16 protein-coding genes are annotated in these 21935 nt (G+C 73.7%); 5 read left to right on the top strand and 11 right to left on the bottom strand.

Annotated elements, in window-relative coordinates; translation table 11 throughout:
- Position 1: 1 nt before the first annotated feature.
- A complete protein-coding gene (rimP, locus tag ACQP17_RS26500; RefSeq protein ID WP_433858505.1) occupies positions 2–601 on the bottom strand; it encodes a ribosome maturation factor RimP in 600 nt (199 codons plus the stop codon).
- A 160-nt stretch (positions 602–761) separates the two neighbouring features.
- Between rimP and ACQP17_RS26495 the strand changes: the two genes are divergently transcribed.
- The 3 genes from ACQP17_RS26495 to ACQP17_RS26485 are packed head-to-tail and all read left to right on the top strand — an operon-like array spanning position 762 to position 2810.
- Positions 762–1286 carry a hypothetical protein gene (locus ACQP17_RS26495; RefSeq protein WP_433858504.1) on the top strand — a complete coding sequence of 175 codons (525 nt, stop codon included), beginning with the start codon at positions 762–764 and terminating at the stop codon, positions 1284–1286.
- 49 nt (positions 1287–1335) lie between these two features.
- Positions 1336–1851 (top strand): ferritin-like domain-containing protein, encoded by a 516-nt coding sequence (locus ACQP17_RS26490; protein WP_433858503.1) that lies wholly within the window; start codon positions 1336–1338, stop codon positions 1849–1851.
- A 47-nt stretch (positions 1852–1898) separates the two neighbouring features.
- On the top strand, positions 1899–2810 hold the full coding sequence (locus tag ACQP17_RS26485; RefSeq protein WP_433858502.1) for an aminoglycoside phosphotransferase family protein: 912 nt from the start codon (positions 1899–1901) through the stop codon (positions 2808–2810).
- Positions 2811–2869: 59 nt separating this feature from the next.
- On the opposite strand, the gene ACQP17_RS26480 is transcribed toward ACQP17_RS26485, so the two are convergent.
- The 10 genes from ACQP17_RS26480 to ACQP17_RS26435 all read right to left on the bottom strand — a co-directional run bounded on the left by ACQP17_RS26480 (position 2870) and on the right by ACQP17_RS26435 (position 18891).
- Positions 2870–4579 (bottom strand): proline--tRNA ligase, encoded by a 1710-nt coding sequence (locus ACQP17_RS26480; protein ID WP_433858501.1) that lies wholly within the window; start codon positions 4577–4579, stop codon positions 2870–2872.
- Between the two features lie 602 nt (positions 4580–5181).
- Entirely contained in the window at positions 5182–5727 is a 546-nt protein-coding gene (locus tag ACQP17_RS26475; RefSeq protein WP_433858500.1) for a GNAT family N-acetyltransferase, read from the bottom strand.
- A gap of 43 nt (positions 5728–5770) precedes the next feature.
- Positions 5771–6616, bottom strand: coding sequence for a GNAT family N-acetyltransferase (locus ACQP17_RS26470; RefSeq protein ID WP_433858499.1), 846 nt, complete (start codon positions 6614–6616; stop codon positions 5771–5773).
- Between the two features lie 173 nt (positions 6617–6789).
- Complete coding sequence (ispG, locus tag ACQP17_RS26465) at positions 6790–7947, bottom strand: flavodoxin-dependent (E)-4-hydroxy-3-methylbut-2-enyl-diphosphate synthase (RefSeq protein ID WP_129249747.1); 1158 nt, start codon at positions 7945–7947, stop codon at positions 6790–6792.
- 175 nt (positions 7948–8122) lie between these two features.
- Positions 8123–9424 (bottom strand): M50 family metallopeptidase, encoded by a 1302-nt coding sequence (locus ACQP17_RS26460; RefSeq protein WP_433858498.1) that lies wholly within the window; start codon positions 9422–9424, stop codon positions 8123–8125.
- Positions 9421–10695 carry a 1-deoxy-D-xylulose-5-phosphate reductoisomerase gene (gene dxr / locus ACQP17_RS26455; RefSeq protein WP_433858497.1) on the bottom strand — a complete coding sequence of 425 codons (1275 nt, stop codon included), beginning with the start codon at positions 10693–10695 and terminating at the stop codon, positions 9421–9423. The genes ACQP17_RS26460 and dxr overlap by 4 nt, the downstream gene beginning before the upstream one ends.
- Positions 10696–10842: 147 nt before the next feature.
- Positions 10843–12762, bottom strand: coding sequence for an acyl-CoA dehydrogenase family protein (locus tag ACQP17_RS26450; RefSeq protein WP_433858496.1), 1920 nt, complete (start codon positions 12760–12762; stop codon positions 10843–10845).
- Between the two features lie 293 nt (positions 12763–13055).
- Complete coding sequence (locus ACQP17_RS26445; RefSeq protein ID WP_433858495.1) at positions 13056–14516, bottom strand: aldehyde dehydrogenase family protein; 1461 nt, start codon at positions 14514–14516, stop codon at positions 13056–13058.
- 271 nt (positions 14517–14787) lie between these two features.
- Entirely contained in the window at positions 14788–16455 is a 1668-nt protein-coding gene (locus ACQP17_RS26440) for a PucR family transcriptional regulator (RefSeq protein ID WP_433858494.1), read from the bottom strand.
- Between the two features lie 255 nt (positions 16456–16710).
- Positions 16711–18891, bottom strand: a complete 2181-nt coding sequence (locus ACQP17_RS26435) for an ATP-binding protein (RefSeq protein WP_433860012.1) — start codon at positions 18889–18891, stop codon at positions 16711–16713.
- 275 nt (positions 18892–19166) lie between these two features.
- Here ACQP17_RS26435 and gabT point away from each other — a divergent pair, with 275 nt between their 5' ends.
- On the top strand, positions 19167–20516 hold the full coding sequence (gabT, locus tag ACQP17_RS26430) for a 4-aminobutyrate--2-oxoglutarate transaminase (RefSeq protein ID WP_433858493.1): 1350 nt from the start codon (positions 19167–19169) through the stop codon (positions 20514–20516).
- 736 nt (positions 20517–21252) lie between these two features.
- Positions 21253–21912 carry a phosphatase PAP2 family protein gene (locus ACQP17_RS26425; RefSeq protein WP_433858492.1) on the top strand — a complete coding sequence of 220 codons (660 nt, stop codon included), beginning with the start codon at positions 21253–21255 and terminating at the stop codon, positions 21910–21912.
- Positions 21913–21935: the final 23 nt, after the last annotated feature.

Genomic DNA, 21935 nt, shown 5'->3' with positions numbered 1-21935 from the left:
GCTACGCCTCCTCCTTGTTCTCGTCGTTCTCGTCGTTCTTGTCGTTCACGTCGTCGTCGATCTCATCGATCTCATCGACCGCTTCGGTCTCGTCGGCCTTCTCGCCGCGCTTGCCGGACTTGCGGTTGAACTCCAGCTCGACGCGCGCCTTGGCGATCTCGTCGAAGGCGAGCCGGCGGGCGGTCGGCTTGCGGCCCTTGACGCCCGGCACCTCGAGGTCCAGCCCGGACTCGTCGAGGGCGGTGATCCGTGCGACCAGCTCGCCGCCCCCTGCCGCTTCGGTCAGTTGGGCCTTGATGAGGCGGCCGACGGCGCGGCGGTAGTGCCGCAGCTCGGTCAGCGGCCGGTCGGCGCCCGGAGAGGTCACCTCAAGGGTGTACGGGGTGCCGCCCATCGCGTCGGAGTCGTCCAGGACCTGGGAGGCCTCGCGGCTGAGCTCGGCACACTCGTCCAGCTGAACGCCCTCGTCGGAATCGACCACGATCCTCAGCACCCGCCGTTTTCCCGCCGGTGTCACCTCGATCTCTTCCAGATCCAGGTCTCGCGCGGCGACGAGCGGTTCAAGCAGTCCGCGCAGCCTCTCGCTCTGGGTGGTGCTCATCCGGGTGACTCCTCGGCCGCGTGTGCTGTTGTGGGTGGGTCGTGTGTCGGATCAAAGCCTATCGGTTCCGGCGGGGTACTGACGATTCGGTGGGTGGTCACGGATACTCTCGCCTGCGGTGATCACTACGAAAGACCCCGGGAAGTGCAACGTGCCGAAAGTGGCGCTCACACGCAGAAGGACCCTGCTGGCCGGCGCCGCCCTCGGGGGCGTGGCGCTGCTCACCGGCTGCTCCCAGGACGACGGCCCCGGCGGAGCCGAGCATTCCTCCGCCGCCGACCGGCTGCGCCGGAACTCCGCCCGCGACAGCGCCACCCTGCTGGCGCGCTATGACGCGACGCTGCACACGCATCCGTCGCTGGAGCCGCGACTGCGTCCGCTGCGCGCCGAAGTCGCCCGGCACGCCGAGGCGTTCGGCGCGGACCGCACCGCGTCCGGCGGGCCCGCGCACGAGGCCGGCGCGGCCTCGTCCGCGCCGTCGCCGCGCGGCGCCCGGCCGTCCGCTCCCGCGGTCCCCCAAGACGAGCGGGCCGCCCGCGCCGCGCTCGCCGACGCCGAGCGCCGCCTCGCCGGCACCCGTACCGAGGCGCTGGCCGCGGCGCCGCCGGAGTTGGCCCGGCTGCTCGCCTCGGTCGCGGCGGCCGGGGCGGCACACGCGTATCTGCTGGCGGAGCCGGCCCGGTGAGGGGCACCGGACGGAGCGGCGCAGCGAGGACCGGCGAAGGGGTGTGCGGATGAGGGCCACGGCGGTGGACGGCAGAAGCGGACGGCGAAGCGACGACGGGCACGCCGAGCTGACGGCGGTGCAGGCGGCGCTGGCCGCCGAGCACGCGGCGGTGTACGGCTACGGCGTGGTCGGCGGGCGGATCGCCGACGACCGGCGCAAGGAAGCACAGGAGGCGTACGACGGACATCGCGCGCGCCGCGATTCCCTGCGCCGGGTGGTGCGCGACCTGGGCGGTACCCCGCAGGCCTCGGCCGCCGCCTATGAGCTGCCCTTCCCGGTCCCGGACGCGGCCGCCGCGGTCCGGCTGGCGGCGGAGCTGGAGGACCGGCTGGCCGCCGTCTACGCCGATCTCGTACGGGCCGGCGGCAGCGTCCGGCGCAAGGAGGCGGCGGCCGCCCTGCGGGAGGCGGCAGTGCGGGCGGTGCGCTGGCGCGGCAGCGGCGTAGCCTTCCCTGGGCTTGCGGAACGGGCCGCGCCAGCCGCTCCGTCCGGCTCGGCGAGCGCCGCCGCGGGCGCACTCTGAACGACGGCCGCCGCGCGGTCCTTGCCCAGGAAAGGGACAGCTCCAGCATGACAACGGCACCCATCGAACCGCCGCAGCGGTTGGTGAGTTCGCTGAGCGGCGATCCCAGCGGGCCGGTGCGCGCATGGCTCACGGCCCTGCCGACGCTGGTTCAGCAGCGGCTGGACGCCTGGCAGCTGACGCTGGAACGGGTACAGGTCCCCGGGGGCCGCAGCAGTCTGCTCGCCCTCGTACGGCAGCAGGACGGGACGCCCGCGGCGCTGAAGCTGCCCGTGCCGGGGCGGGTGCCGGCGCAGGAGGGCGCGGCGCTGGAGGTGTGGGACGGCTTCGGCGCGGCCCGGCTGCTGCGCGCCGACGAGGCGAGCGGTGCGCTGCTGCTGGAGCGGCTGCAGGGCGCGGTGTCGCTGCGGTCGCTGCCGGAGGCGAAGGCGCTGCTGGAGGCGGCCGGGACGGTGCGGCGGCTGTGGGTGCCGGCCGCGCCGGGGCACCCCTTCGAGACGCTGGCCGGGCGCACCGACGAGGCCGTGCGGGCGCTGCGTACCGCCGGGACCCTGACCCGGGCCGCCGGGCCGCTGGTGGAACAGGCCACCGAGCTGCGGCGCGCCCTGGCGGAGGGCTGCGACGAGCAGTTCCTGCTGCACGGCGCCTTCCGGCAGGGCAAGGTGCTGGCCGGTGAGCGGGCGCCCTGGCTGGCGGTGGGCCCGGCGCCGGTGGTCGGCGAGCGGGCCTACGACCTCGCGGCCCTGGTGCTGGACCGCTTCGAGGACCTGATGGCCGGCTCGGGCGCGGCCGCGGCGGCCCGCCGCCGGGTGGCCCGGCTGGCCGACTCCCTGGAGGTCGAGCGCGACCGGCTGCGCGACTGGACGCTGTACCGGGCGGTGGACACCGGCGTGCGGGAGGTGGCCGCGGGCGCCCGTCAGCAGGGCGAGCTGCTGCTGGAGTTCGCGGCCTGGCTGTAGCGGACGCACGGACGGGCCGGCCGGGTGGGTACCCCGGCCGGCCCGCCGCCGTACGGTCCTTACGCGCCGAGGCGGGCGACGGCCTCCTCGACCGTCAGCTCCTCGCGCTCGCCGGTGCGGCGGTCCTTGACCTCGACGACGCCCTCGGCGGCGCGGCGGCCGGCGACCACGATGACCGGCACGCCCAGCAGCTCGGCGTCGGTGAACTTCACGCCCGGCGAGACCCCGGCCCGGTCGTCGACCAGGACCCGCAGGCCCGCGGCGCCGAGCTGCTCGCCGACCTCCAGCGCGAGCTCGGTCTGCTTGGCCTTGCCGGCCGCGACCACGTGCACATCGGCCGGCGCGACCTCACGCGGCCAGCACAGGCCCTTCTCGTCGTGCGTCTGCTCGGCGAGCGCGGCCACCGCGCGGGAGACACCGATGCCGTACGAGCCCATGGTGACCCGGGCGGGCTTGCCGTTCTGGCCGAGCACGTCGAGCTCGAAGGCGTCCGCGTACTTGCGGCCGAGCTGGAAGATGTGGCCGATCTCGATGGCGCGGTCGATGCGCAGGCCGGCACCGCACTGCGGGCAGGGGTCGCCGGGCTCGACGACGACCACGTCGAGGTACTCGTCGACCTCGAAGTCCCGGCCGGCGACGACGTTGCGGGCGTGCTTGCCGTCCTTGTTGGCGCCGGTCACCCAGGCCGTGCCGGGAGCCACCCGTGGGTCGGCGAGGTAGCGGAACGCCTTGCCGGCCAGCTCCTGCGGGCCGACGTAGCCGCGGACCAGGTCGGGCCGGCCGGTGAAGTCCTCGGCGGTGACCAGCTCGACGGTGGCCGGCGCGAGGTGCTCGCCGAGCTTGCCGAGGTCGACCTCGCGGTCACCGGGGACGCCCACGGCGACGATCTCGCCGTCGACCTTGACCAGGAGGTTCTTCAGGGTCGCGGAGGCCGGTACGCCGAGGAACTCGGCGAGGGACTCGATGGTCGGGGTGTCGGGGGTGTCCAGCTCCTCGACGGAGCCGTGCGCGGCGCCGTCGGCCGGGGCGACCTTGACGGTGACGGCCTCGGTGTTGGCGGCGTAGTCGCACGAGGGGCAGTCCACGAAGGTGTCCTCGCCGGCCGCGGCCGGGGCCAGGAACTCCTCGGAGGCGGAGCCGCCCATCGCACCCGAGACGGCGGAGACGATGCGGTAGTCCAGGCCCAGCCGCTCGAAGATCTTCCGGTAGGCCGCGCGGTGCAGGGCGTAGGACTGCTCCAGGCCCTCGTCGGTGGTGTCGAAGCTGTACGAGTCCTTCATCTGGAACTCGCGGCCGCGCAGCACACCGGAGCGGGGGCGGGCCTCGTCGCGGTACTTGGTCTGGATCTGGTAGAGGATCACCGGCAGGTCCTTGTAGGACGTGCACTGGTCCTTGACCGTGAGGGTGAAGATCTCCTCGTGGGTGGGGCCGAGGAGGTAGTCGGCGCCCTTGCGGTCCTGGAGGCGGAAGAGCAGGTCGCCGTACTCCTCCCAGCGGCCGCTGGTCTGGTACGGCTCCTTGGGCAGCAGCGCCGGCAGCAGGACCTCCTGGCCGCCGATGGCGTCCATCTCCTCGCGCACGATGCGGGAGACGTTCTCCAGGACCTTCTTGCCCAGCGGCAGCCACGTCCAGATGCCGGCGGAGGAGCGGCGGACGTACCCGGCGCGGACGAGCAGCTTGTGGCTGGCGGTCTCGGCGTCGGCCGGGTCGTCGCGCAGTGTCTTGACCATCAAGCGGGACATGCGCTGGACCTGTGCGGCGTGGGCCATGGGAGATTCTCCTGCGTAAGAAAGATGACTCCCTGGAGGTTAGCCGTAGGGGTCGCCCCCGCGAAAATGCGTTGTCGCTGCGCTCGGCTTCTTCCCACGCTGTCGGCGTTCCCGCCGTGGGGGTTGCGCCGCGCGCGGCGCGCCCCACGAATTCGGCTGACCCGCCGCGGTGGCTTCTCGCCGTTGCGCCTGCGGCGGGCGTTGTGTGTCGGGTGCGGTGCCGCTCCTCCGGACTCCGTCCTGCGGCGCGGCCCCTCCCGTGAGTGGGTGGGAAGAGGCCGGTGGGGGCAGGCACCGGCCCTCGACTGCGAGCAGTCGGGCGATGCCCGTGCGGATGCCGTGGCGGTCGACGACCCCGGCCCTCGACTGCGGGCAGTCGGGGAACGAGGCCCGCCCCCACCGGTCTTCCTCCACCCCCAACGGGAGGGGGCGGACCGCAGGACGGAGTCCGGAGGGCCGATCCCGCAGCCGAACAGCCAGCGCAGCGACAACAGCCCGCCGCAGGCGCAACGGCGAGACAACCAACACGGCGGGAAAGCCGAAATCGTGCGGCCCGCCGCGCGCAGCGCAACGGCGGAGAACACCCGCGGCGGGTCAGCCGGCTACGTGGGAAGGAGCCGCGTCAGCGGCAGACGCGCGCCCATGACGGCGTAAGGCGTGGGGGCGCTGGGGAAGAGGACGCGGCGGGCCAGGTCCTGGTAGCCGAGGGAGCGGTAGAGGTGGCGGGCGGGGCTCTCGGTGTCGATGGCGGAGAGGATGGAGCGGGGTTCGCGGGCCTCGTCGGTGATGCGGGTGATCAGGGCGCGGCCGATGCCGCGGTGCTGGTGGGCGGGGTGGACGTGCAGCTCGGTGATGGTGAAGGAGTCGTCGAGCCAGTGGTCGAGGGCCGCGCTGCGCAGGTAGGGCTCGACGACCGTGGACCACCAGTGGGCGCGGTCGTTGGGCATGCCGTAGACGAAGCCGAGCAGCCGGCCGTCGGGTGCGGTGGCGCCGAGTGCGCGGGCGCCGGTGCAGCCGAGGTGGCGCAGCACGATGTGCCGGCGGACGGCGATCTCCTCGTCGCTCAGGCCGAAGGCGAGCGCCTGGACGGCCAGCGCGTCATCGACGCGGGCAGCGAGATCAAGCGGGCCGACCGCGACGTCATTCATGCCCGGAGCGTACAAGGCGGCGGGCCCGAACAGTACGCCGCGATCAGAACAGAACGCTCATGAACGCGCCGACCTCTTCGAAGCCCACCCGGCGGTAGGAGGCGCGGGCGGCGGTGTTGAAGTCGTTGACGTAGAGGCTGACGACGGGGGCGACGTCACGCAGGGCGTAGCGCAGCACGGCCGCCATGCCGGTCTCGGACAGGCCCTTGCCGCGGTGGGCGGGGTCGACCCAGACGCCCTGGATCTGGCAGGCCCGCTGGGTGGCGGCGCCGATCTCGGCCTTGAAGATGACCTTGCCGTCCTCGATGCGGGCGAACGAGCGCCCGGCGCCGACGAGTTCGGCGACCCGGGCCTGGTAGAGGAGGCCGCCGTCGCCGGCCATCGGGGAGATGCCGACCTCTTCGGTGAACATGGCCACGCAGGCGGGCATGATCAGGTCCATCTCGTTCTTGCGGATCCGCCGGACGTCCGGGTCGGGGGCGATCTCGGCGGACGGCGCGGTGGTGACCATCAGCGGCTGGCGGGTGCGGATCTCACGGGCCGGCCCCCAGTACGGCTCCAGGAGCGACCACAGTTCGGTCGTGGGGGCCGCGGGGCCGACGATGGACGAGCAGCGGCGGCCCTGGCGGCGGGCGCGCTCGGCGAAGCCGCGGACGGCCTCGGAGGTGGCGCAGACCGGGACGAGGTTGGCGCCGGCGTAGCAGAGAGACTCCAGGCGGCCGCCGACGTACCAGCCCCACATCTCGCCGCCGAGCCGCCAGGGGTCGAGGCCGGCGATCTGGACCCGGGCGGCGACGAAGGCATTGGCGACCGGATCACGGTCCAGGACCGCGAGGGCGTCGTCGAGCTCCCCGGGCTCGAGGACCTTGATGGCAGTGGTCGTCAGCACGTCGGACAGCCTCACCGTTACGGGCCTGGGAGGCCAGGCGATAGCAGGTCCTGGCACTTTACCTCGCGCCCGCGGGGAGCACCCGGCCCCGGCGGGACGGATCGTCCCGGGCGGCCGCGAGCCCCGCGGCCCGGTGCGGGCGGCGGGGCTCGGCGGCTGCGGGAGGGCGGCGCTCAGCCCGCGGCGGAGACGACCGGGGCGCCGGAGGCGACGCCGTCCGCCTCCATCTGCGCGGCGATCTTCAGTGCCTCTTCGATGAGGGTCTCGACGATCTTCGACTCGGGGACGGTCTTGATGACCTCGCCCTTGACGAAGATCTGGCCCTTGCCGTTGCCGGAGGCGACCCCGAGGTCGGCCTCGCGGGCCTCGCCGGGGCCGTTGACGACGCAGCCCATGACGGCGACGCGCAGCGGCACCTCCATGCCCTCCAGGCCCGCGGTGACCTCGTCGGCGAGCTTGTAGACGTCGACCTGGGCGCGGCCGCAGGACGGGCAGGAGACGATCTCCAGCCGGCGCTGGCGGAGGTTGAGCGACTCCAGGATGGAGATGCCGACCTTGACCTCTTCGGCGGGCGGCGCGGACAGCGAGACGCGGATGGTGTCGCCGATGCCCTCGCTGAGCAGCGCGCCGAAGGCGACCGCGGACTTGATGGTGCCCTGGAAGGCGGGGCCGGCCTCGGTGACGCCGAGGTGGAGGGGGTAGTCGCTCTGGGCGGCGAGCTGGCGGTAGGCGTTGACCATCACGACCGGGTCGTTGTGCTTGACCGAGATCTTGATGTCGCGGAAGCCGTGCTCCTCGAAGAGGGAGGCCTCCCACAGCGCGGACTCGACGAGCGCCTCGGGGGTGGCCTTGCCGTACTTCTGGAGCAGGCGGCGGTCCAGGGAGCCGGCGTTGACGCCGATCCGGATCGGGGTGCCGGCGTCGGAGGCCGCCTTGGCGATCTCCTTGACCTTGTCGTCGAACTGCTTGATGTTGCCGGGGTTGACACGGACCGCGGCACAGCCGGCGTCGATCGCGGCGAAGACGTACTTCGGCTGGAAATGAATGTCCGCGATGACCGGAATCTGGGACTTCCGGGCGATCACCGGCAGCGCGTCGGCGTCGTCCTGCGTCGGGCAGGCGACCCGGACGATCTGGCAGCCGGAGGCCGTCAGCTCGGCGATCTGCTGCAGCGTCGCGCCGATGTCGGACGTGCGTGTGGTCGTCATCGACTGCACCGAGACCGGTGCGTCTCCGCCCACGGCGACCGTACCGACCTGGATCTTGCGGCTGACCCGGCGGTCGGCAAGCTTGGTCGGTACGTCCGGCATTCCCAGTGAAATGGCAGTCATCTGGCGAGCAACCCCAAGGTGTGGATCAAGGCCCCGCATCGGCGGGCTCCGGCCTTCGAGGTTACGGCACCGGGCTTGCAGGAGGCACATCCGCTCCCCGGGGCACCACGAAAGGGGACGGCCGGGCACCTCCAAACGCCACAGAGGTGCCCGGCCGTCCCGCCCGCCGGCGCCGTCAGGTGAGCTTCACCGGGTTCACCACGTCGGCGACGAGCACCAGCAGCGTGAAGCAGATGAAGATCCCGGCGACGACGTAGGCGATCGGCATCAGCTTGGCGACGTCGAAGGGGCCGGGGTCGGGCCGCCGGACGATCTTGGCGAAGGCCCGCCGGATCGACTCCCACAGGGCCCCGGCGATGTGCCCGCCGTCCAGCGGCAGCAGCGGCAGCATGTTGAACAGGAACAGCGAGAGGTTGAAGCCGGCGACCAGGAAGAGCATGGTCGCCACCCGCTGCTCCGGCGGGATGTGCAGCGAGAAGACCTCGCCGCCGACCCGGGCCGCGCCGACCACGCCCATCGGGGAGTCCTGCTTGCGCTCGCCGCCGTTGAAGGCCGCGTTCCACAGGTCCGGGACCTTGGCGGGGAGGTTTATCAGCGAGGAGACGCCCTGCTCGACCATGTTGCCCATGCGGTCGACGGACTGGCCGAAGGTCTGCGGGACCACGCCGCTGGCCGGGGTGAAGCCCAGGAATCCGGCGCTGACGAACCGGCCGGGCACATAGCCGCCGTGGCCGTCGGTCTTGGCGACCTTGTTCTCGATCAGATCGGCGTGCAGGGTCGTCCGGGCGCCGTGCCGCTCGACGACGAGGGTGGCGGGCCCGGTGGTGTCGCGGATCTGCTGCTGGAGGGCGGCCCAGTCGGGGACGGCCCGGCCGTTGAACGAGACGATCTTGTCGCCGGCCCGCAGGCCCGCTGCCTTGGCCGGGGAGTCCTTGGCGCCGGCCGGGCACTTGTCGGTCTTGGCGGCCGCCGAGATGACGCAGTCCGAGACGGAGCCGACCGAGGTCGTCTGGGTGTTGATGCCGAAGCCCATCAGCACGCTCATGAAGATCACGACCGCCAGGATCAGGTTCATGAACGGCCCGGCGAACATCACGATGACGCGCTTCCAGGGCTTGCGGGTGTAGAAGAGCCGCTTCTCGTCGCCGGGCTGCATCTCCTCGAAGGCCGCCGAGCGGGCGTCCTCGATCATGCCGCGGAACGGCGAGGTGGAGCGGGCCTGGAGCTTTCCGTCGTCCCCGGGCGGGAACATCCCGATCATTCGGATGTAGCCGCCGAGCGGGACGGCCTTGATGCCGTACTCGGTGTCGCCCTTCTTGCGGGAGAAGAGCGTCGGCCCGAAGCCCACCATGTACTGCGGCACGCGGATACCGAACAGCTTGGCCGTGGAGAGGTGGCCGAGTTCGTGCCAGGCGATGGAGAACAGCAGGCCGACGACGAAGACGACTATGCCGAGGATGGTCATCCAGGTCGTCATGCGCGAGCCTCCGAAGGTGTCCGTGCCGCACGGGCGGCCAGTTCGCGGGCGCGGGCGCGCGCCCAGGTCTCCGCTTCCAGGACGTCCGCGACCGTCAGGGAAGTTCCCCTGGCGGGCGTGCCGTGTGCGGCGACCACATCGGCGACGGTATCCACAATCCCTGTGAACGGCAGCCCGCCCTTGAGGAATGCCTCCACGCATTCCTCGTTCGCCGCGTTGAAGACGGCCGGTGCGGTGCCGCCCAGCTCGCCGACGTGGCAGGCCAGCGGGACGGACGGGAAGGCCGACCCGTCGAGCGGGAAGAACTCCCAGTTCTGGGCGTTCCTCCAGTCCACACCCGGTGCGGCGTCGGGGACCCGCTCGGGCCAGCCGATGCCCAGCGCGATCGGCATCCGCATGTCGGGCGGGCTGGCCTGGGCGAGCGTGGAGCCGTCGGTGAACTCCACCATCGAGTGGATGTAGGACTGCGGATGGACGACGACCTCGATGCGCTCGAAGGGGACGTCGAACAGCAGATGTGCCTCGATGACCTCCAGCCCCTTGTTGACGAGGGTCGCGGAGTTGATCGTGACGACCGGGCCCATCGACCAGGTGGGGTGGGCCAGCGCCTGCTCGGGGGTGACCCCGGCCAGCTCCCGCTTCGTCCGGCCGCGGAACGGGCCGCCGGAGGCGGTGACCACGAGCTTGCGGACCTCGGCGCGCGCGCCGCCGGCCAGCGCCTGGAAGAGCGCGGAGTGCTCGGAGTCGACGGGGATGATCTGGCCGGGCGCGGCGACGGCCTTGACCAGCGGGCCGCCGACGATCAGCGACTCCTTGTTGGCGAGGGCCAGCACCCGGCCGGCCTTCAGGGCCGCCAGGGTCGGGGCGAGGCCGATGGAGCCGGTGATGCCGTTGAGGACGGTGTGGCAGGGCGAGGCGGCCAGGTCGGTGGCCGCGTCGGGGCCGGCCAGGATCTCGGGCAGCGGCTCACCCGCGCCGTAGCGGTCCGCCAGGGCCGCGCGCAGCGCCGGCACGGCGTCCTCGCGGGCCACCGCGACGGCGGTCACCCGCAGCTGGTGCGCCTGCTCGGCGAGCAGCTCGACCCGGCCGCCGGCCGCGGAGAGCGCGGTGACCCGGAAGCGGTCCGGGTTGCGCAGCACGATGTCGATCGCCTGGGTGCCGATCGAACCGGTCGAGCCGAGGATCACCAGGGAACGGGGCCCGTGGGGGCCGTCCGGGTCGCCTGCGGCCGGCTCGAAGCGCAGGTGCGGATGGGCGAGGGAGTCCGTCATGGGGTCCATTGTGGCCGGTCGCCGCGGTGCCCCCGACACCAAGGGCGCCTCCCGGCGATCACGCGGGCCCGGGGCCACCCGGCACGCCACGGGGCCGCTGCGGCGGTCGACTGCCGCAGCGGCCCCGGAGCGCGCACCGCGCAAGGGTCAGCGGATGGGCCGCCGGACGTTGTCCGTCATGCTCGGGCCCGGGGTGGCGTCGCCGATCCAGGGGCCGTCGCCGCTGGGGTCGACGATGCCGTCCTCCAGCCAGGTGTAGTTGCCGCCGAGGACCCCGGAGACGACCTTGCGGTCGAGGTCGTCGGTGTTGGTCCACAGCCGGCCGAACAGCTCCTCGATCCGGATCCGCGCCTGCCGGCAGAAGACGTCGGCCAGCTGCTGCGCCTCGCGGCCGTGGTCGTCGGTCTCCCGGAGGTACTCGGCGCGGACACAGGCGGCGCTCATCGCGAACAGCTCCGCGCCGATGTCGACGATCCGGCCGAGGAAGCCCTGCTTGGTCTCCATCCGGCCCTGCCAGCGGGACATCGCGTAGAAAGTGGACCGGGCGAGCTTGCGGGAGGTCCGCTCGACGTACCGCAGGTGCCCGGCGAGCATCCCGAACTCCTGGTACGTGCGCGGGAGCTGGCCCGGTCCGGCGACGAGCTTGGGCAGCCAGCGGGCGTAGAACCCGCCGGCCTTGGCCGCCGCCCGGCCCTTGTCGGCGAGGGTCTTGTCGGGGTCGATGAGGTCGCCGGCGACGGACAGGTGGGCGTCCACCGCCTCGCGGGCGATCAGCAGATGCATGATCTCCGTGGAGCCCTCGAAGATCCGGTTGATCCGCATGTCGCGCAGCAGCTGCTCGGCGGGGACGGCGCGTTCGCCGCGGGCGGCGAGCGAGTCGGCGGTCTCGAAGCCGCGTCCGCCGCGGATCTGGACGAGCTCGTCGGCGATCAGCCAGCCCATCTCGGAGCCGTAGAGCTTGGCGAGGGCGGCCTCGATGCGGATGTCGTTGCGGTTCTCGTCGGCCATCTGCGAGGAGAGGTCGACGACCGCCTCCAGGGCGAAGGTCGTGGCGGCGATGAAGGAGATCTTGGCGCCGACGGCCTCGTGCTCGGCGACCGGGCGGCCCCACTGCTCGCGGGCCCCGGACCACTCACGGGCGATCTTCAGGCACCACTTGCCGGAGCCGACGCACATCGCGGGCAGCGACAGCCGCCCGGTGTTGAGGGTGGTCAGCGCGATCTTCAGGCCGGCGCCCTCGGGGCCGATGCGGTGGGAGGCGGGGACCCGCACCTGGTGGAAGCGGGTGACGCCGTTCTCCAGGCCGCGCAGGCCCATGAAGGCGTTGCGGTGCTCGACGGTGACGCCGGGCGAATCGGCCTCGACGACGAAGGCCGTGATGCCGCCCTTGTGGCCCTCGGAGGCGGGCACCCGCGCCATGACCACCAGCAGGTCGGCGACCACGCCGTTGGTGGTCCACAGCTTCACGCCGTCGAGGACGTAGTCGTCGCCGTCCGGGACGGCCGTGGTCGCGAGCCGGGCCGGGTCCGAGCCGACGTCGGGCTCGGTCAGCAGGAACGCGGAGATGTCCGTGCGCGCCAGGCGCGGCAGGAAGGTCTCCTTCTGCTCCTTGGTGCCGAACAGCTTCAGCGGCTGCGGTACGCCGATGGACTGGTGCGCCGAGAGCAGCGCGCCGATGGCGGGGCTGGCGGTGCCGACCAGGGACAGCGCCCGGTTGTAGTAGACCTGGGTCAGTCCGAGGCCGCCGTACTTCGCGTCGATCTTCATGCCGAGCGCGCCGAGCTCCTTGAGCCCGTTGACGGTCTCGTCCGGAATCTTTCCCTCGCGCTCGATCCGGGCGCTGTCGATCTTCGTCTCGCAGAACTCGCGCAGCGTGGCGAGGAACTTCTCGCCGCGGCGCACGTCGTCGACCGCGGGGGTGGGATGCGGATGGATGAGGTCGAGCCTAAAGCGCCCCAGGAACAGTTCCTTGGCGAAGCTGGGCTTGCGCCAGTCCTGCTCACGGGCCGCCTCGGCGACCTGGCGTGCTTCGCGCTCGGAAACGTTGCGGATGGATGGAGCGGTCATCAGGAGCTCACCTCGCCGCGGGTTCGGGAGTTCAGCGCCGGCGGGCCGGTCGGCCGCTGGACAGCGCTACTTGTGAGAGTTACCCGATCCGCACGGGTTGCACCACTGGAGGTACGAGGAGATGACGGGCGCAAGGGCGCCCGCGCGCCATGGGGGGCCTGCGCCGCGCCGCCGGTCGGGCACGGCCCGCGGCTCTCGGCCCTTCGGGGGGGGTGCGGGACACCGCCGCGGACCCCGGAAACGGCCGCGGCGCGCTCCGGGCACGAGGTGCCGGGAGCGCGCCGCGCCGGGTACTACAGGGCGAGTCCGGTGAGGACCATGACCCGCTCGTAGGTGTAGTCGTCCATCGCGAAGCGCACGCCCTCGCGGCCCACGCCGGACTGCTTGACGCCGCCGTAGGGCATCTGGTCGGCGCGGTAGGACGGCACATCGCCGATGATCACGCCGCCGACCTCCAGCGCCCGGTGGGCGCGGAACGCGGTCTGCACATCGTGTGTGAACACGCCCGCCTGGAGGCCGAACTTGGAGTCGTTGACGGCCGCGAACGCCGCGTCGACGCCGTCGGCCTTCGTGACGGTGAGCACCGGCCCGAAGACCTCCTCGCAGGACAGCGTCGCGTCGGCGGGCACCTCGGCCAGCACGGTCGGCGCGTAGGAGGCGCCGTCGCGCTTGCCGCCGGCGAGCAGCTTGGCGCCGCGCTCCACGGCCTCCTCCACCCAGGACTCGACGCGCTTGGCGGCGTCCTCGCTCACCAGCGGGCCGACCTCGGTCGCGTCGTCGGAGGGGTCACCGGTGATCTGCGCCTCGACGGCCGCCACGATCTTCGGCACCAGCCGGTCGTAGACGGAGGCGTCGGCGATCACCCGCTGCACGGAGATGCAGGACTGGCCGCCCTGGTAGTTGGAGAAGGTGGCGATGCGCTGCGCCGCCCAGTCCAGGTCCGCCTCGGAGGAGTAGTCCGGCAGCACGACGGCGGCGCCGTTGCCGCCCAGCTCCAGGGTGCAGTGCTTGCGCGGCACCGAGTCCAGGATCGCGTAGCCGACCTTCTCCGAGCCGGTGAAGGAGACGACCGGCAGCCGCTCGTCCTGGACCAGCGCCGTCATCCGCTCGTTGGGCACCGGGAGGATCGACCAGGAGCCGGCCGGCAGGTCGGTCTCCGACAGCAGCTCGCCGAGGATCAGACCGGAGAGCGGGGTGGCGGGGGCCGGCTTGAGGATGATCGGGGCGCCGGCGGCGATGGCCGGGGCGATCTTGTGCGCGCAGAGGTTCAGCGGGAAGTTGAACGGGGCGATGCCCAGGACCGTGCCGCGCGGGAAGCGGCGGGTCAGCGCGAGCCGGCCGGCGCCGCCCGCGTCGGTGTCCAGCCGCTGTGCCTCGCCGCCGTTGAAGCGGCGGGCCTCCTCGGCGGCGAAGCGGAACACCGAGACGGCCCGGCCGACCTCGCCGCGCGCCCACTTCATGGGCTTGCCGTTCTCCGCGGAGATCAGCCGGGCGATCTCCTCCGTACGCTCCACCAGCCGGCGGTGCACATGGTCCAGGGCGGCGGCGCGCACGTGCGCGGGGGTCGCGGCCAGCTCGTCCTGCACGGCGACGGAGGCGGCGACCGCCTCCTCGACCTGCTCCTCGGTGGGGACGCTCACGGTGCCGACGAGACGCCCGTCCCAGGGGGAGGTGACATCGAAGGTGGCCTCGCCGGTGGCCTCGCGGCCGGCGAGCCAGAAGGCGGTGGGGGCTGCATCAGTGGAGATCGGCACAGTGGAACCCGGCCCTTCAGACGTGGTGGGTGGTGCGCATGGCTCAGCGAGCGCCTCTGCGGTTTTGACTCAGCACCCACGGTAGGGGGACGGCGGCGCCGTGGCGTTTGTCCGTAGCGTAGTAATCGGCGGGCCGGTCTCTCCGCGGTGGAGGGGGCGTACGGGGCGGGCGCGGGGGCGTGGCCGGCGGGACGTACGAGGGCGGTCCCTGGCGCGTGCCAGCGGTCCCCTTCACGCGGCCGAAGGGCTCACCGCGCGGGCGGGCGGGCCGTCACGGGGCGGGCGGCGGGCCGGATCCGGTCTCGGGCGACGAGGTCGCCTTCAGCGCCAGCCAGAGCTCCATCCGCACGTCCGCGTCGTCCAGCGAGCGCCCCAGGATCTCCTCCACGCGCCGCATCCGGTAACGCAGGGTGTGGCGGTGCACGCCCAGGTCGGCGGCGGCCGCGTCCCACTGGCCGTGCCGGGCGAGCCAGGCCCGCAGCGAGGCCACCAGGTCGCCGCGGCCGGTCGCGTCGTGTTCGCGCAGCGCCCGCAGCAGCCCGTCCGCGAAGGCGCGGACCGCGTCGTCGGCGAGCAGCGGCAGCACGGAGCCGGCCGCCACGTCCTCGTGCTCGACCAGCGCCCGGCCGCGGCGGCGGGCCACCGACAGCGCCTGCTCGGCCTGGCGGTAGGCGTGGGCGGCGGCCATCGGCCCGGTCGGCGCGGACAGCCCGATGGCGACCGTCCCGCCGTGGCCGCCCGCTCCCCGCCCGGAGCGGCCGCGCCCCCGCGGCCGCGCACCGGCCCGGGTCTCGGCCTCGGCGGCGTGCGCGGCGCAGGCGGCCGCGGCCGCGCCGCCGTCCGCGACCAGCACGATCAGCCGGCCGCCGTCCGGCACGGCCAGCAGCGCCTCGCCGGTCCGGGCGGCCGCGGAGTCCATCGCGTCGGCCAGCGCGTCCAGGCCCCCGGGGACGGCGGCGCCCCCGGCCGCCCCCGGCGCCTGTTCCTCTGCGGGCACCGGCTCGGCGACCACCACCCGGAACGGCGCGTCCAGCAGCCCGCCGTAGAGCCGCCCGGCCACCGCCCGGGCGTGGTCCGGCTCCGCCGCCAGCAGCATCTTCAGCACCGCGGCCCCCAGCCGTGCCTCGGCGTCCTGCAGCGCCCTGGAACGCTCGGTGGTCAGGGTGAGCAGCGCGACCGCGGAGTGCACGGCGAAGCGTTCGGCGGTGCCGAGCGGCGCGGCGGTGCCGACCGCGAGCACCCCGCGGGCCCGCCGCCCGGTGCCCAGCGACTGCAGCTCGACCCGGTCGTCGCCGTCGGTGTCGCTGACCACGGAGCTGGCCGGCGCGGGCCGCTCGCGCAGCCGCCCGACGTCCTCGGCGAGCCGGGCCGCGCGGCGGGCCGCCCAGTCGGGGGCAGCGGCCACCACCGCGCCCGAGGCGTCGTAGAGCGCGGCCCAGCCGTCCAGATGGGCCGCGAGCCGGGCCAGCAGCTCGGCCGGGCCCTCGGTGCCGAGCGCCGCCCGGGTCAGCTCCCGCTGCGCCTCGAAGCCCGCGGTCACCGCCCGGTACTGGTCGGCGGCGACGGCGGCCGAGACCGCCTTGCTGATCGCGATGAACGGGGTCCGGCGGGGCACCCCGAGCAGCGGCAGCCCCTCCTCCCTCGCCGCCTCGACCAGTGCCTGCGGCACCCCCTCGTAGTTCACCCCGGCCGCGAAGCCCAGCCCGACCACCCCGGCCCGGGCGATGCGCCGCACATAGCTGCGGGTCGCCTCGGCGTCCTCCGCGTCCAGCTTCAGCGCGGTGATCAGCAGCAGCTCGCCGCCCTCCATGTAGGGCACCGGGTCGATCAGCTCGCTCGCGTGCGCCCAGCGCACCGGCGCGTCCAGCTGCTCCTCGCCGGCGAGCACGGTCAGCTTGAGCGCGGTGTGGTTGACCAGGGATGCGAGCGTGTGCGGCATGGGACCTTCGTGACCTCGACGACTGCGGGGGACGACCGGCCGGCAGCCGGTCACCGGCCGGCCCGGGAGGACCAGCCGCTGTCCCCTTCCTTTTCGCCGCCCTGTATGAACGACTGGTGTCGATTCTGCCTCAGCGGAGGAATCCGGGGCACCCGCGCTCCGGACATTCCCGCCACCACCGGGGAGCCCGCCCGCACACCGGCCCCGGGGCGGGTTCGCTCCCGCCCGGCCCGGCATCCGCCCTCCGCCGGTCCCCTAAGCCCGCAGGTCCACCAGCACGGGCGGGGCGTGCTCCCCGGCCACCGACGTCACGGACAGCACGGCGTGCCCCGGCGGCAGCGAATTGGCCAGATCGGAGGCGGACCAGCGCTCCCGCTCGACGGTGCGGACGGTGACGGCCTTGGCGGTGGGCGCCTTGCCGGTGACCAGGTGGCGGAACAGGTGCAGCGCCTTCATCGCGGCACCCTCCGCAATGATCTGACGGTCCGTCACATCGCGGGTCTCCACCCACTCCTTGCCCCACACCTCCGCGAACCGGGCCCCGTCCCAGGTCGTCACGCCCGCGAACGCCATCCGGCAGCCCACCGACCCGAGCAGCGTGCCCCGCAGCGCGTCCGGCACCTCGTCCAGCGAACGCAGCGTCAGCACCGCCCCGGCATTCGCCGACCGCAGCCGCTGCAGCCCGCGCAGCGCCTCGGCGGTCACGGTGTGCGCCGCCTCGTCCAACACCAGACAGGCGAACACCGACCGGTCCGCCCGCGCCACCGCACACTCCGTGAACTGCGCCAGCACCAGCCGGGCGAGGATGCGGGAGGCTTCCGCGTGACCGCGTTCGGGCAGCTCGATACGGACCCGCAGCGGATGGTCGAGAGCGCGCAGCGAGACCTGCCGGGTGGCGCCGGTCGGGTCGAAGAACCCGGCGAAGGCGGGCCGGTCCAGGAGAGCGATGCGATCGGCGAGGAGTACGCCGAGGTCGCCGTGGCGCTCCGACTGGCGCGCCCGGGCGTCGAGTTCGCGCAGCAGGGTGTGGGCCTGCGCGTCCGCCAGGGCGGTGCGCAGCGCGGCCATCGCCCCGGGCGCGCCGTCCAGCAGTTCGCGCAGCTCGGGGACGGTGGGGAAGCGGTCATGGGCGGCCGCGAAGGGGCCGAGCAGCTGGGCCAGCGCGGTCGCGGCGCGCCGGCTGTCGCCGCCGGGCAGCTGCTCGGCGAGGTCACCGACCAGCGCCTCGGCGAGGATGCCGGCCGCCTCGTCGGGGTCCGTGGTCCCGCCGTACAGGTCGAGATCGCACTCCGGGTCGGGGCGGCCGATCCGGACCACCACGTCGAACGCGTCGTCCCCGCCGAGGTCCGAGCCGGCCGGACCGACCGCGACCACCGCGCACTGCCCGGCCAGCGCCTGCAGACACATCGACTCCACGACGGGTTTGACGACCCGGGTGGTCTTGCCGCTGCCGGCCGGCCCGACGGCCAGCAGCGAGGTCCCCAGCAGGGCGGGCTCCAGGGCGCTGCCGGCGAGGCGGTGCTGATAGGGGTTGCGGGGGTGGTCGGCGGCGGTGCCGATGCGGACCTGACGGGCGAGCAGGTCGTGGTGGGCGGTCCGGCGGGGCAGATCGCGCCGGCCCGAGGGGTGCGCACAGGCCGCCGCGCCGGACCGGAGCACGGTGTCGGTGAAGGAGGCCAGGGAGTTCTTGCCGGACCGCACCGAGTGCCAGGCGCGCTCGATCCGGGCGACGTCCACATCGTTCATCCGGCCGGCCAGGGCCTCGGCGACGAGGGTGTCGGCCGCGTCGGCGGCACCGTGCGCCCGCAGTTCGGGCCACTGGGCCCGGTCGGCGGCGGGCTGTGTCCTGGGCGCCGGAGCGCGCGTGCGCAGCCGGCCGAGGACCGGGCCCAGGAAGCGGCGGGCGAGTTCGGGCCAGCGGCCGAGCCGGCCGAAGACGACGGCCAGAATCGCCAGCACCAGGCCGTAGTAGGCGTAGGTGGCCACCACGTAGACCATCTTGTCGCCGCCGGCCGTCCGCCAGGAGTCCGGTGTCAGCAGCAGCAGCGGCCAGAGCCAGTAGCTGCCGAGGTACTGGTTCCACAGCAGCGACCACAGCAGCCATCCGCACAGGAACGAGATGACCGCCCCGCCGATCAGCTGGCGCGCGGGGATCCGGTCGGGTTCCACCGCGGGCCGGGGCCGGTGCCCGAGGGTCCACACGCCGGGCGCGGCGGAGGGGCGGGGGGCGCGCAGCCAGCCGAGCAGCGGCGGGTCCGCGGCCGGGGCGCCGGGCGCGGGGGCCGCCGGGGCGGCGGATGGCTGCGGGATGGCCGCCGGCGGCGGGACGAAGTCCGGGGGCGTGGTGGGCCGGGGTGGCACATCCGGGCCTGCCGCCGGGCGCGGAACCTGGTCGGAACGGGTGTCCTGTGCGTCGTGCGTGCCCTCGGTGTCCATCCGGTGCCTTTGTCCCCCTTGAGCCGTGGCCTGCTGCGTCCTGGTACCCGCGGCCGCGTCGCCGGGCCGCGCTGCCATTGTCATGCCCGGGACGGTGTGTGCCGTTGCCGGGCGCGCCGCCGCTCAATCTACTGGCCGGGGGCCGCCGCTATGTCCGGTGCGGACAACGCAACACGCGCACTTCTCCCGAACGGAACATGCCGGAGCCGCCCGGCCGCCCCTAGCCTGCGAGAACAAGACCTTTGTACGTCCCCGTTCCACCCCAGGAGACTGCCATGACCGAACTGTCCGGAGGCCCCGCCCTCCCCCAGGAGCGTCGCGTCGTCACCGCGATCCCCGGCCCGAAGTCGCAGGAGCTGTGGGCGCGCAAGCAGGCCACGGTGGCCGGCGGGGTCGGCGCCGTGCTGCCCGTGTTCGTCACGCGGGCGGGCGGCGGTGTCCTGGAGGACGTGGACGGGAACTCGCTGATCGACTTCGGCTCCGGCATCGCGGTGACCTCGGTCGGCAACAGCGCGGAGGCGGTCGTCCGCCGGGCCACCGCGCAGCTCCAGGCCTTCACCCACACCTGCGCGATGGTGGCGCCGTACGAGCCGTACATCGAGGTCTGTGAGCAGTTGGCCGAGCTGACGCCGGGCGACCACGCGAAGAAGTCGGCGCTGTTCAACTCCGGCGCGGAGGCCGTCGAGAACGCCGTCAAGATCGCCCGGGTGCACACCAAGCGCCAGGCCGTCGTCGTCTTCGACCACGGCTACCACGGGCGTACGAACCTCACCATGGCGCTCACGTCCAAGAACATGCCGTACAAGCAGGGCTTCGGCCCGTTCGCGCCCGAGGTCTACCGCGTCCCGGTGGCCTACCCCTACCGCTGGCTGACCGGCCCGGAGAACTGTGCGCAGGAGGCCGCGGACCAGGCCATCTCGCAGATCACCAAGCAGATCGGCGCGGAGAACGTCGCGGCGATCATCATCGAGCCGGTGCTCGGTGAGGGCGGCTTCATCGAGCCGGCCAAGGGCTTCCTGCCCGCGATCGCCGCCTTCGCGAAGGAGAACGGCATCGTCTTCGTCGCGGACGAGATCCAGTCCGGCTTCTGCCGTACCGGTCAGTGGTTCGCGTGCGAGGACGAGGGGATCGTCCCGGACCTGATCACCACCGCCAAGGGCATCGCGGGCGGTCTGCCGCTGGCCGCGGTGACCGGCCGCGCCGAGATCATGGACGCCGCGCACGCCGGCGGCCTGGGCGGCACCTACGGCGGCAACCCCGTGGCCTGCGCCGCGGCGCTGGGCTCGATCGAGACCATGCGCGAGCAGGACCTGAACGCCAAGGCCCGCCGGATCGGCGAGATCATGAAGCCGCGGCTGAACGCGATCGCGGAGAAGTACGACATCGTCGGCGAGGTCCGCGGCCGCGGCGCGATGATCGCGATCGAGCTGGTCAAGTCCGGTTCCAAGGAGCCGAACCCGGAGGCCACCGCCGCGCTGGCCAAGGCCTGCCACCAGGAGGGCCTGCTGGTGCTGACCACCGGCACCTACGGCAACGTGCTGCGCTTCCTGCCGCCGCTGGTCATCGGCGAGGACCTGCTGGGCGAGGGCCTGGACATCCTCGAAGGCGCCTTCGCCACGATCTGAGCGGTCCGAGCGGACCGAACGGACCGAACGGACCCAGGGGTCCGAGCGGCGGCCCGCACGCGGGCGGTTCCGCTTCCGCGGCAGTAACCCGGCGCGGCCCGGGGCACGGCAGACGATGCCGGGCCCCGGGCCGCGTCCCGTTTTGTCCCCCGACCGTACGGCCGCCCGATCGGCCGACCGCCGCCGTCGCGCCGCGCCCCCTCGGCCGCCCCCTTGCGCGCCCGCTTCGTGACCACTTCTGTGCTGATTTCTGTGCTCATTTCTGTGCGAAAGTGCGGAGGTGGAGGCACGGCGTGAAGAAGATGTGCGGGGCCGATGGCGGGCGGGTGATGCGGCTGTCCGGCGCGGTTCCGGTGCCGTACGGTTTCTGCAGATGAGAGAAACACCCCGCTCGCAGGGGACTGCGGGCGACGCCCGGTTGGCGCTTCCCCAGCTCCGGCCAGGCCGTGCCCTCGCGCACAACACCGGAACCCCTGGCACAGGGAACTCCGGGAATCCTCACCGATCGGATGTCCGCCCGCCCCATACCCCCCGGGGCGCGCGGGACACCGGTCACCGCGGCCGCCTCGGAACCACCCCCCCTGTTCCGAGGCGGCCGACTTCTTTTCCGCGCCGTTCCGGTGCGCGCAGGTCTCCGACGTCTCCGGGATCGTCCGGCCCCGCGGCACCGTCCGGCCCCGGCTCCCGCCCTCCGGGCCCGCTGTCGCTCTGCCCGGTCGGCGCGCTGCTGTTCGCGGTGCTCACCTGGCAGGTGGCGGCCCACGGCCCGCTGCGCGCGCTCGACGAGCGACTCGGCCGCGCCGTGGCCTCCGGAGGTCTTCCCGCCGGGCCCGCGGAGTTCTTCGCCGACCTGGGAAACACGGCGGTGGCGCTGCCGGTGCTGGCGGCGGCCGTGGCGTGGGCCCTGTGGCGGGGCCGGCGCGAGGCCCGGGAGCCGGCGGACGACGACGCCGCTCCCCCGCGTTGGTGGCTGCCCCCGCTCGCGGCCGGGCTCACGGCCGCCGCGGTGCCGGCACTCGTGGTCCCGCTCAAACTGTGGCTCGCCCGGCCGGGCCCGGCGGCGATGGCGGGGGCCGCGCACGACGGCTTCTACCCGTCGGGCCACGCCGCCACGGCGGCGGTGCTCTACGGCCTGAGCGCGCTGCTGCTGTGCCGCGGGGGGCGGCGGACACCGGCCCGCCGCCAGGTCGGGCCGGCGCTCGCCGCCGGGCTGGTGCTGCTCAACGCGGGTGTCGGCACCGGCCTGGTCCGCCGCGGCTATCACTGGCCGCTGGACGTGCTCGGCAGCTGGTGCCTGGCGGGGGTGCTGCTCGCGCTGTGGTGCGCGGTGTGCGACCGGTGGGCGGGCGAACGCCGCGCGGTGGACCCGCGGGAGCGGCCGGCGGGGCTCCCGTAGACCCACCAGGGAGCGGACGGCGC

It is taken from the genome of Streptomyces kronopolitis (assembly GCF_050953795.1).
Classification (GTDB): domain Bacteria; phylum Actinomycetota; class Actinomycetes; order Streptomycetales; family Streptomycetaceae; genus Streptomyces; species Streptomyces kronopolitis_A.
This window is presented reverse-complemented; position numbering and strand designations above follow the sequence as displayed.

What these genes read in the sequence shown, in the direction of transcription:
- rimP (WP_433858505.1), bottom strand. Translation starts at nt 601, where the DNA reads ATGAGCACCACCCAGAGCGAGAGGCTGCGCGGACTGCTTGAACCGCTC.
- ACQP17_RS26490 (WP_433858503.1), top strand. Translation starts at nt 1,336, where the DNA reads ATGAGGGCCACGGCGGTGGACGGCAGAAGCGGACGGCGAAGCGACGAC.
- ACQP17_RS26485 (WP_433858502.1), top strand. Translation starts at nt 1,899, where the DNA reads ATGACAACGGCACCCATCGAACCGCCGCAGCGGTTGGTGAGTTCGCTG.
- ACQP17_RS26480 (WP_433858501.1), bottom strand. Translation starts at nt 4,579, where the DNA reads ATGGCCCACGCCGCACAGGTCCAGCGCATGTCCCGCTTGATGGTCAAG.
- ACQP17_RS26475 (WP_433858500.1), bottom strand. Translation starts at nt 5,727, where the DNA reads ATGAATGACGTCGCGGTCGGCCCGCTTGATCTCGCTGCCCGCGTCGAT.
- ispG (WP_129249747.1), bottom strand. Translation starts at nt 7,947, where the DNA reads ATGACTGCCATTTCACTGGGAATGCCGGACGTACCGACCAAGCTTGCC.
- ACQP17_RS26460 (WP_433858498.1), bottom strand. Translation starts at nt 9,424, where the DNA reads ATGACGACCTGGATGACCATCCTCGGCATAGTCGTCTTCGTCGTCGGC.
- dxr (WP_433858497.1), bottom strand. Translation starts at nt 10,695, where the DNA reads ATGACGGACTCCCTCGCCCATCCGCACCTGCGCTTCGAGCCGGCCGCA.
- ACQP17_RS26450 (WP_433858496.1), bottom strand. Translation starts at nt 12,762, where the DNA reads ATGACCGCTCCATCCATCCGCAACGTTTCCGAGCGCGAAGCACGCCAG.
- ACQP17_RS26440 (WP_433858494.1), bottom strand. Translation starts at nt 16,455, where the DNA reads ATGCCGCACACGCTCGCATCCCTGGTCAACCACACCGCGCTCAAGCTG.
- ACQP17_RS26435 (WP_433860012.1), bottom strand. Translation starts at nt 18,891, where the DNA reads ATGGACACCGAGGGCACGCACGACGCACAGGACACCCGTTCCGACCAG.
- gabT (WP_433858493.1), top strand. Translation starts at nt 19,167, where the DNA reads ATGACCGAACTGTCCGGAGGCCCCGCCCTCCCCCAGGAGCGTCGCGTC.